The 9928-nt window shown below is 62.0% G+C and carries 10 protein-coding genes and 1 pseudogene; 3 read left to right on the top strand and 8 right to left on the bottom strand.

What is annotated here, in order from left to right:
- From B4E36_RS13480 to B4E36_RS13460, 5 genes and pseudogenes are all read right to left on the bottom strand, one after another.
- Positions 1 to 416, bottom strand: a pseudogene (locus tag B4E36_RS13480) (enoyl-CoA hydratase/isomerase family protein); the annotation flags it as partial.
- Between the two features lie 229 nt (positions 417 to 645).
- Positions 646 to 1983, bottom strand: coding sequence for a sensor histidine kinase (locus B4E36_RS13475; protein WP_292060010.1), 1338 nt, complete (start codon positions 1981 to 1983; stop codon positions 646 to 648).
- Positions 1983 to 2654, bottom strand: coding sequence for a response regulator transcription factor (locus tag B4E36_RS13470; RefSeq protein ID WP_292060048.1), 672 nt, complete (start codon positions 2652 to 2654; stop codon positions 1983 to 1985). The genes B4E36_RS13475 and B4E36_RS13470 overlap by 1 nt, the downstream gene beginning before the upstream one ends.
- A 193-nt stretch (positions 2655 to 2847) precedes the next feature.
- The gene (locus B4E36_RS13465; RefSeq protein WP_345900459.1) at positions 2848 to 3801 is read right to left on the bottom strand and encodes an alpha/beta hydrolase family protein; all 954 of its coding nucleotides are present in this window, start codon (positions 3799 to 3801) and stop codon (positions 2848 to 2850) included.
- Between the two features lie 49 nt (positions 3802 to 3850).
- On the bottom strand, positions 3851 to 4729 hold the full coding sequence (locus tag B4E36_RS13460; RefSeq protein WP_292060014.1) for an SDR family oxidoreductase: 879 nt from the start codon (positions 4727 to 4729) through the stop codon (positions 3851 to 3853).
- Positions 4730 to 4868: 139 nt separating this feature from the next.
- On the opposite strand from B4E36_RS13460, the gene B4E36_RS13455 reads away from it, so the two are divergent.
- A complete protein-coding gene (locus B4E36_RS13455; RefSeq protein WP_292060015.1) occupies positions 4869 to 5483 on the top strand; it encodes a TetR/AcrR family transcriptional regulator in 615 nt (204 codons plus the stop codon).
- A gap of 26 nt (positions 5484 to 5509) precedes the next feature.
- Here B4E36_RS13455 and B4E36_RS13450 read toward each other — a convergent pair whose 3' ends face one another.
- The 3 genes from B4E36_RS13450 to B4E36_RS13440 form a co-directional block, all read right to left on the bottom strand.
- Positions 5510 to 6088, bottom strand: a complete 579-nt coding sequence (locus B4E36_RS13450; protein WP_292060016.1) for a TetR/AcrR family transcriptional regulator — start codon at positions 6086 to 6088, stop codon at positions 5510 to 5512.
- A gap of 137 nt (positions 6089 to 6225) precedes the next feature.
- Positions 6226 to 7161, bottom strand: coding sequence for an NADP-dependent oxidoreductase (locus B4E36_RS13445; RefSeq protein ID WP_292060018.1), 936 nt, complete (start codon positions 7159 to 7161; stop codon positions 6226 to 6228).
- 58 nt (positions 7162 to 7219) lie between these two features.
- The gene (locus B4E36_RS13440; RefSeq protein ID WP_292060019.1) at positions 7220 to 7588 is read right to left on the bottom strand and encodes a hypothetical protein; all 369 of its coding nucleotides are present in this window, start codon (positions 7586 to 7588) and stop codon (positions 7220 to 7222) included.
- Positions 7589 to 7695: 107 nt separating this feature from the next.
- Between B4E36_RS13440 and B4E36_RS13435 the strand changes: the two genes are divergently transcribed.
- Together B4E36_RS13435 and B4E36_RS13430 are read left to right on the top strand one after the other, a co-directional pair.
- Positions 7696 to 8616 (top strand): AraC family transcriptional regulator, encoded by a 921-nt coding sequence (locus B4E36_RS13435; RefSeq protein WP_292060021.1) that lies wholly within the window; start codon positions 7696 to 7698, stop codon positions 8614 to 8616.
- Between the two features lie 217 nt (positions 8617 to 8833).
- Complete coding sequence (locus B4E36_RS13430) at positions 8834 to 9850, top strand: NADP-dependent oxidoreductase (protein ID WP_292060023.1); 1017 nt, start codon at positions 8834 to 8836, stop codon at positions 9848 to 9850.
- Positions 9851 to 9928: the final 78 nt, after the last annotated feature.

Here is a 9928-nt window from a genome sequence, read left to right as displayed (position 1 = left end):
TCCGTGTGGACGCCGGGGCCGTTGACGGCTGCGATGGTGGGCATGTCGATGCTGTAGATGAAGCTTTCGATGTGCTTCCACCCGTCCATCATCCGCTGGTAGATATGATCCGGGTCCAGCTCTGCCGCCGGTTTCGGATTGAGCCCTTTCGGATCGCCCATCATCCATTGGTCGCCCGTGCCGGTCAGGATCAGCACCTGGTTCTTGGGATCATTGCCGACATCCTGCCAGACGCGGGCCCAGGCGTTGTGGGCGGCGTGGGTATGTCTGTAGGGACCGTCGTCGGTGTGCATGCGAAGCTCGATGATGCCGTCCTCGCGCCGCATCCTGAAAAAGCGCTCATAGCGCTTCGCGTAGTCGTCGAACGATGTCGGTGCGGCATAACCCGTCCATTCCGCGCTCGGATCCCAGGTCATGAGCACTGCCTCCGGGAACGGGCGGTAAAAACTGCGATTGAGATGCGCGCGAGGACCTGGGCTGGCAGCGAAGCCCGCCAGCCGCTCGCCCACGATGTGCGATTGTCGTTTGTCATAAAGCTTGCTCTCGTTTCAACGCCGCCGCAGGTTGCAGAGGCGGCTCGCGAGCAACAATGGAACGCAAGAATTGCGTGGACATTACGGGCCGCGCCACGAATGCCCTTCGTGCTCAAAGCCGCATTGTCACCTTGGTGCCGTAGGAGCCGCTTTCGATACTGGCATGCCCGCCATGTTTTTCGACGATTTGCTTTACCAGGCTCAATCCAAGGCCTGCCCCGCGGCTGTTCGGGACCACGCGGTAGAAAGGCTCGAACACCAGGTCCTGCTGATCTGCCGGGATGCCCGGCCCTTCGTCGCTCACGCTGATTTCGCCGTCCGCCAAAGCGGAAACCGTGATTGTCCCATAGCCGCCGGCGTGCTCGATGGCGTTGCGGATGAGGTTGCCGATCGCGCGACGCAGGGCCGAGCTATCGCCTTTGCGCTCGACGCACTCTGCCTCGCCATGAAACGACATCTCGTAACCTGCCGCGATTGCAAGCGGCGCGAGATCCGCCACCGCCGTGCGCGCGATGTCGACGAGATCCACCGTTTCGTCGAGATCGATCGTTTGGTTGCCGCGTTCGAAATCGAGAAGCTGCTCCGCCATATCCGCCAGGCGCGCAACGTCATCCAGCAATCGCCGGCGCTCCGGCCCTTCAGACAGGCCCTCGATGCGCGTCTGCACGATCGCGATCGGCGTCCTGAGTTCATGCGCCGCGTCGATCAAAAAGCGCTGGCGTTTTCGGAACTCATTCTCGATACGGTCGAGCGCGCCGTTGAATGCGATGACCAGCGGAGCAACCTCTTTGGGGATGCCAGCCACAGGAAGCCGGTCCCCATGCCGGTGGGGTTCAATTTGCGACGCCATGTCAGCAACGTCGCTGACGCGCGCGATTGCATGCCCGACGATGCGGGGAACCGCGAGAAAGATGGCCGGCAGCGCAATTGCGAGCAACGAGAGGTAGATCGGATAGGCCTCTTTGAAGATCGTGAAAACAGGCCACCCTTTGCCGGCGATGCCGCCGAAGAGAATCCTGACTTCCCCGATCGGCGTCTCGACGTCCTCGATCGAAGCGATTTCACGCACACCGCTTGCTCCGCGAATATCGGCCGAATGAAACAGGCTCACCAGCGGAGAAATGGCGGCATAGTTTGCGGGAACAGTTCCGCGGGAGAGAGAGGCCCCGTCGGTTGTGGCGGCCACGAACCAAAGCCTGTCGTTCCGTTCCATCAACAATCGAAGCGCCGGCGTTTCTCTGAGTGCGAGCGTGCCATGACGATCGCGCTCAATCGCTCCCGCCACGGCGGATTTGACCTCCTGCTCCATGGCGACATTGGGCGAAAGAACCATCGTGCCATAGACGCAAAGCCCGAGGATGACCCCAGCAATGACGACCGAAATCACGAGACTGAGCTGCCAGCTCAATCGCCACCGGAGCGAGGGATTGGATTGGCGTCCGGCGCGCATTATTCCTCCCTCAGAAGATAGCCGACACCGCGGATATTGTGGATCGTCACCCCCGCGTCGGCATCCGCCAGCCGCTTTCGCAGCCTCGATATATGCGCATCAAGAGCGTTGGATTGTATTTCCTCCTCGTAGTTATAGACCGCAACCTCGAGCGTGGAGCGAAGGACGGTCTTTCCCTTCCGCCTGGCAAGCGCCTGAAGGACCAGAAGTTCACGCCTGGGAAGATCGAGCGGCACGGTGCCAGACGTGACATCGAGATTCAGCGGATCGATCTGCAACCGCCCCACCCGAATAGTCTGTTCCTCCAGGGTTGGCGGACGTCGCAGCAGGGCGCGCACCCGCGCCATCAGTTCTTCGATGAGAAACGGCTTTCCAAGATAATCGTCCGCGCCAAGGTCCAGCCCCTCGACGCGCTCCATCGGCTCATTTCTGGCGGTCAGCACGATGACGGGCGTATCAACCTCGGCCCGTCTCAGCTTCGGAATGAATGTCAGGCCCTCGCCATCGGGCAAGCGCCGGTCCAGCAGAATGGCGTCGTATGTGTTTTGAAGCGTGAGTTCATATGCGTCCGCGAGATACAAGGCATGGTCGATGACAATGCCTTGCTTGCTCAGCGCCGCCGACAGTGCGTTCGCCAACTCCCGTTCATCTTCAACCAGCAGGAGTCTCATCGCGTCTCCGGGTTTTCTGCAGACAGCAGTCTTTCCTACCAAGATTGCAACAGCATTACGGGGATACAAGGGTTGAACGCTCCGGGGGGCAAGCCTTGACCGAACGCAGGTGTCGGACGACAGGTTCATGGCGGACAAATCATTCCGGCGGCGCAATCGTCCGCCGCCGGAAATCGACTTCTGAAACCCCTGTCTATTTGCTCTCGATCCGCCCCTGGGAGCCTGTTTCGGTTTCGCTCTTTATCGTGCTCCAGGCCGGATCGTCCGGATAGAGCGCGGTTCTGAGATAGGCCCAGGTGATGCGCTGGATGGCGGCAACGCGTTCAGGGCTTTCGTCCGATGTTTCCGCCGCGTCATAGCCCGATATACCGCCGAAAATGTGTCCGGCATCCCTCACGGTCAGCAGCGATTTGGGGGCCGGAGCAAGCCGATATGCATCGGCCCGCCAGTCCGCGCGCTCGGAGAACATCGGGTTGATGTCCTTGTCGCCCGTCACGACCAGGCAAGGCGTCGTCATGAAGCTGAAGTCGCTGTTGACCAGCGCCGGATAGCGTTCGGCTATCGTTGCGGATGCACCGCTTCCGCTGCCCGGCGGCGAGAACAGGACGGCCGCCTTTATTCGTGGCTCGGAGAGGTCCACGTCTTCACCACTTTCGGGATCCTTCACGCGCATGCCGGCCAGCATGGCGACGGTGTGCCCGCCCAGGGAATGCCCCACCGCGGCGATGCGGTTCCTGTCGATACGTCCCGCAAGGCCGGGGACGGCGGTTTCGATCTCATCGAGATGATCGATGATGAAGCTCATATCCCTCGGGCGCGATTTCCAGAACAGCGGCCCCTCGGGGCCGCTCGTGTCGAGGCCGAGTGTCTTGGAATTCTGGTGCGTTGGAATGATCACCACAAAGCCATGGGAGGCATAAAAGTCGACCAGCGGGCCATAGCCTCGCATCGAGGCGATGAAATTGGACGAGCCGTGGCCGTGAGACAGCAGGAGCACCGGCAGTTTGTCGCCCGTCGCCGGGACCACGACCCGCATTTCGAGCGGCGCCTGTCGACCCGGGACCTCGAACGTCACCGGACTGAAGGAAAGGATGGGTGTCGCCATCGGCACCGGCGGTCTGTCGGGCTTTACGGTTGGTTCGGGCATGGTCAGTGTCTCCATTCGCGGCATGATATTTCAGGGGGCAGACCTTCGTTCAGACCGAGTCCAGAATATCCTGGATGAGGCCAGCCTTCTGTAGGGGTTGCCAATTCAGCTTTTGCCTTGTCAGGACACTGGACGCGGGAACGTCCATTCGCGCGATCCGGTCGAGCCAGCCGAAGTGTCCAGCCGAATCTTTGTCCGAAAGTGACGTCACCGGCATATTCAATCGCCTGCCGATCGCTTCGGCGACGTCGCGGACCGCAACGCCATCTTCGCTCACCGCGTGGTAGCGCCCGCCGCTCGCGCCATTCTCGAGCACGAGGCTGTAAAGCCGGGCGGCATCAAGCCGGTGAACCGCCGGCCAGCGGTTTTGGCCGTCGCCCACATAGGCCGAAACACCCTTTTTGCGCGCATGATCCATCAGATAGGAGGCAAATCCCTGCCGATTGCGGTCGTGGACCTGCGGCATCCTGATCACCGACACGCTGACGCCGCTGTCAGTCAAAGCCATCGCCACCTGCTCCGATACGCGCGGCATGCCATGGGCGCCGGCCGGCAGGATATCGATCTCGGTGGAAACCTGCCCCATGAGGGGCGGCAGGCCCGACGTGACGATGAACCTTTTGCCCGATCCGGCAAGGGCGCCGCCCATCGCCTCGATCGCGAGGCGGTCCATCTCGCAGTTGTCCGCCATGCGTGAGAAATCATGATCGAAGGCCGTGTGGATGACAGCGTCCGCCTGCTCCGCGCCCCGGCGCAGGCTCTCCAGATCACGCAGATCGCCTTTCAGGACATCACAACCCGCTTGCCGCAAGACTTCGGCAGACGGTTCCGACCGCGCAAGCCCCAGAACTTCGTGTCCGTCGTCGAGCAGGTTGGGCACAATCGCCGAACCGATGAACCCGGTCGCGCCGGTCAGAAAAATGCGCATTTCATATCCCTCAAATAAGTCCCCTGGTTTCTCCACTGGCTTTTTGAAGCCCGGCGGCGTATTAAACGGAACAGTCTTCCGTCTATATACGGAACATTGTTCCGCTTAACAAGCGTGTGTTGGAGAATTTTAGGAATCCATGGCTGGCAGATCGTCGGAACGGAATGTGCGCGCAGATGCGCAGCGCAACATCGAGACACTGGTGCGCACGGCACGGGATGTGTTCGCCACATCGGGGGTCGAGGCGCCGATGCGCGAGATCGCGGAAGAGGCGGGTGTCGGTGTCGGGACCATCTACCGCAACTTTCCGCAGCGCTCCGATCTGATTGCAGCAGTGTTTCGCAGTGAGGTGGACGCCTGCGCGGATGCCGCAGCCTCTCTCGCGGACGCCTATCCTCCCGCAGAAGCGCTCGAACGCTGGATGCAGCGCTATGTCGACTTCATCGTTGCCAAGCGCGGACTGGCTGCCGCGCTTCATTCGGGCGACCCGGCGTTCGAAGCGTTGCCGGCCTATTTCGACAGCCGGTTCGAGCCTGCGCTGCAAAGATTGCTCGATGCCGCCGTCGCCGCCGGAGAAATCAGGCCGGATGCAAACCCGTATGATCTCCTGCGCGCGGTCGCGAGCCTGTGCATGCCGTCAAGCGATGGAAATCCAGCAGCCGCGCGCCGGCTGGTCGCGTTGCTGGTGGACGGGCTGCGTTACCGTGCGGCCGGTCAGCGGGGCGCTGCAAGCCCTGCACATGAGCCCGACTAGTCGCCGGGCAAATCTTCTCAGGCAGCTTATACCCGCTGGTTCTCCGGGACCCTGCCGGGCCGCCTCAAGAGAATGGCATCCGATATGATGTCGAACAGATGATCCGCCCGCGGGACGAGCGGAGGCTGGTCGGCAAGCCAGGCCAGGGCGCTGATCAGCGCGAACAGATCGTTGCCATCCATGTCCTGCCGCGCCAGCCCGCTCGCCTGCGCCCGCTTCAGAAGCCCCGCCCCCGCCTGGCGCAGATCGACGCATGAGAAATGCAGGGCGGAATTTTCGTCGGCGATCGCGGCCACCATCGGTGCGATGACACCCTTGTAGCTGTGGGTCACCGCAATCGCCTCGCGCACCCATGTCAACAGCGCTTCGTCGGCCTCTTCGCACTGTGCCAGTTCGCCCGCCCGCGCGCTCAACGCGTCGAAGCTTGTGCGGAGCAAGGCCTCCAATAGGGCTTCGCGCGTCGGAAAATGGCGATGCAGCGTCCCGTCGCCAACGCCGGCCTTGCGGGCAATATCACGCAGCGACGCATCGGCGCCCTCCCCGGAAAGAAGGTCGCGGGCGACGGCGAGGATGTGGTCGTAATTCTTGCGGGCGTCTGATCTCATGATGTCACTTAACAGATGGAGCTCCACCCCGCCTAAACGGGGCAATGCTCCAGCTGTAGCACGCTTACCGTGAGAGGACAAAGCCGTACCAAATGGCTACCGATCGCATCCACGGGAATGACGGCTGCCCGCCAGTCCTACTCCATGGGAGCAATCACCAGCTTTCCCTTGGGGTTGCCGGTTTTTTCGAGCGCAATAATGGCCGGGATCGCTTCAGACAACGGTACGACGCGACCAATCACCGGGGCGAGCTTGCCCTGCGCGGCCGCTTGTGAAATGCCCGCGAAGCTTTCGGGCGTTGGATTGGCGATCACGATGTGATGTCGCGATGAAAGCAGGCAGCCGATTATCTTGGCGGGCGTTGGGACGATGTGCAGCGATAGGCCGCCCTTCTTGAGCATCGCGCCGCACTGGCGCAGCGTTAGAGCGCCTGCGGTATCGAAGATGACATCGAACCGGCGTTTATAGGCCCCGATCTCGAAGGCGTTGTAGTCGATCACCTCACTTACGCCGAGTGCCTGCGCGTCCGCGCCTCCGGACGCGCGACAACTGCCGGTGACGATTGCCCCTTGCATGCGTGCGATCTGCACCGCCGAACGCCCCACACCGCCCAGACACCCGGTGATCAGGACGGACTGACCGGCTCTCAATTTCGCCTTTGCGATGAGGCCGATCCAGGCCGCTGAACCGACGACCGTCAGGGTCGCTGCCTGCTCGAACGTGAGATTCGGTGGTTTCAGCGCAACAGTCTTTGTGTCCGCTACGACATATTCCGCGAAAGCACCGGCTTGCCGGATGGTCGTTGCGCCAAAGACTTCGTCGCCTCGCCTGAATTGATCGACGCCGGGGCCCACGGCTTCGACCACACCGGAAAAGTCATGACCCAGGCCGCGCGGAAAGTGTGAACCGGACAAAATTTTCATTTCTCCGCGCCGGATCTTCCAGTCCATCGGGTTGACGGACGCGGCCTTGACGTGAACCAGAATCTGGCCGCGTCCGGGTTGCGGCTGATCCACATCGGCGAGCGAAAGCTCTTCCGGCTTGCCATACCTGAAATACTGGATGCGCTTCATGACTGGTACCCGTCGGTTTGCTCAGCGCTCATATCAGTTCGCAGCGTGAAACCCATCATCAGCCCGCCCACCAAACCCAGATAAAGGCCGCCCCAAGCATCGCTTCCGCGATGACCGAACGAAAGATGCCCGCACTGACGCGCCGAGCCAGGAATTCGAATACTCCCAGACCCGCCAGCATTATGGCCGTTCCGCCGATGACCAGGCACGCCGCTGAGCGGATTTCCGAGGGGCCGGCTGTTCGCCCGAGGAAAAATATCAGGGCGAGGCCAAGATACATCAGGCCCATCCGGCGAAACAGAATGAGCGCTCCGGCCGTGCTTTCAAGCCCCCACTCCCGGAGAACGCCGCCGCCAAAGACGAGGAAGCGGATGCCGAGAGCGCAACAGGCGATCGTCATGACCAGCGCCAATATCTCAAAGGTCAAACTCGATCTCCTCGTGCACATGAACGCTGAATCGCGAAAGCATCATAGGCGGTCGACTTCAGACGAACTATGCGTCAAAATCCTGCTTTTGTTGGAGTTCATCCAGAATGGATCCGCTGTCCGATATCATCTCCTTCCTGCGACTGCGAAGCTATCTCGTGGGCGGCTTCGAGGCAGGCGGCAACTGGTCGGTCGGCTTTGACGCCCATGAGGCCGTCAAATGCTACGCCGTCACCGCAGGCGCGTGCTGGATTGCTGTGGAAGGCGCTGGCGCGCCTGTGTTTCTGCAGAAGGGCGATTGCTTCATGCTGCCGCGCGGCCAGCCGTTTCAGATCGCCAGCGACCTGAGCCTGCCGCCGGACGACTGGCGCCGCCACTTTCTCGGCGCTGAAGAAGGCATGCTGGTTCAGCTCAATGGCGGCTCAGGCGTGACCGTGCTCGGCGGCCATTTTGCGCTAGCGGGACCGCAGGCGGAGATCTTGCTCGGCATGCTGCCGCCAATCGTCCATTTGCGCGGCGAGGCTGAAACGCTGCGCTGGGCCTTCGAGCGGATGCGGCAGGAACTGACCGATCTCGAGCCGGGCGGCATCCTCATCGCACAGCAGCTCGCCTCGATGATCTTCATCCAGGCGCTCCGCCTCTACCTCAACGAGAACAAGGGGACCGGCTGGCTGTTCGCGTTATCGGACCAGCGCGTGGGGGCGGCCATCAAGGCGATCCATCGGGAACCGTCGCGGCGCTGGGCGGTGGAAACGCTTGCCACTGAGGCCGGCATGTCGCGCGCCAGCTTTGCGGCGCGGTTCCGGCAGTTGGTCGGCGAAAGCCCGATCGAATATCTCACGCGCTGGCGGATGCGCCTCGCCGGACGCCGTCTGGAGCATGGCGAAGCCATCGGCGCGATTGCCCATGCCCTCGGCTATGAATCGGAAAGCGCGTTCAGAACCGCCTTCAAACGCGTGACGGGCACGACGCCCCGCCATCACGCGCGTTCGTCGGGACAGAATGGTGCCGCGCGTTTCTTCCCGTAGCGTCACGTCGTTTTAGATGTGGCGCGAGGCGTGTTGACACACTCCCCGGAAACACGATCGCGGGCGACAGCGAGGACGCGGTCGTCCTTCTCTCGACCATCTGATTTCATGATACGGCTTGACAAATGGAGCGGCGCGCCATTTAAACGGGGCATCGCTCCACATAATGCGGGGCAGTGCTCCATCTGTAGCACTTTTGCCTTGAAAGGACAAAGCCATGTCGAATGAAACAATGAAAGCCGTCCGGATCCACGCCTTTGGCGGCCCGGACGTCCTGCAATACGAAGATGCGCCGAAACCCGCGCTTCAGTCGGGAGAAGTCCTGGTGCGCGTCCACGCCATCGGGATCAATCCCCCAGACTGGTACCTGCGCGACGGCTACAGGGCGCTTCCGCCGGAATGGCGGCCGCAGGTCGACTTTCCGCTCATTCTGGGCACCGACATCTCAGGGGTGGTCGAGGCGGTCGCCGATGATGTCGAAGGCTTTTCCGCCGGCGATGAAGTCTATTCCATGGTGCGATTTTTCAGCGTCGGGGAAAGCAAGGCCTATGCGGAATATGTCAGCGTGCCGGCGTCCGAGCTTGCGAAAAAGCCCGCCGGCATCGATCACATTCATGCCGCCGCCGCACCCATGTCGCTGCTCACCGCCTGGCAGTTCATGGTGGCGCTTGGCCACAACGAACCGAACCCGCTGCAAGCCAGCCCGCATCAGCCGGTTCCGCTTCAGGGCAAGACCGTGCTGGTCAACGGGGCCGCGGGCGGCGTCGGGCATTTCGCGGTGCAGGTGGCGAAGCTGAAGGGCGCACAGGTGATTGCGGTTGCCTCAAGCGGACATGAGGCCATTTTGCGCGACCTCGGCGCCGACGAATTCATCGACTACACCAAAACGCCGCCCGAGGACGTGGCCCGCGACCTTGATCTTGTCGTCGATGCGGTGGGTGGTCCGACAACGGGCCGTTTCCTCCAGACCCTGAAGCGCGGAGGCGCCCTGTTTCCGGTCTACCCGCTTGGCTTTGCGGATGCCGAAGAGGCCGAAAAACAGGGCATCACGGTTTCCGCGACCCAGGTCCGTTCCAGCGGAGCCCAACTGACGGAACTTGCCCACCTGCTCGATGACGGAACGATCCGCGCCGTCATCGACAGCACCTATCCGCTTGCCGAGGCGCGCCAGGCGCATGAACGGGCCGCCGAGGGCCATATCCAGGGAAAGATCGTGCTGACCGTCGGCCTGTGAACGGGAGGAGCCCGACATGCTCATACTCATGGGTTACATCCACATCGATCCACGGGACGTCGACGCATTCGTCCGCGA

This window comes from Martelella sp. UBA3392, assembly GCF_002358775.1.
In the GTDB taxonomy this organism is placed as follows: Bacteria; Pseudomonadota; Alphaproteobacteria; order Rhizobiales; family Rhizobiaceae; genus Martelella; species Martelella mediterranea.
The sequence above is the reverse complement of the archived record's forward strand: the minus strand, read 5'-3'. Positions and strand labels throughout refer to the sequence as shown.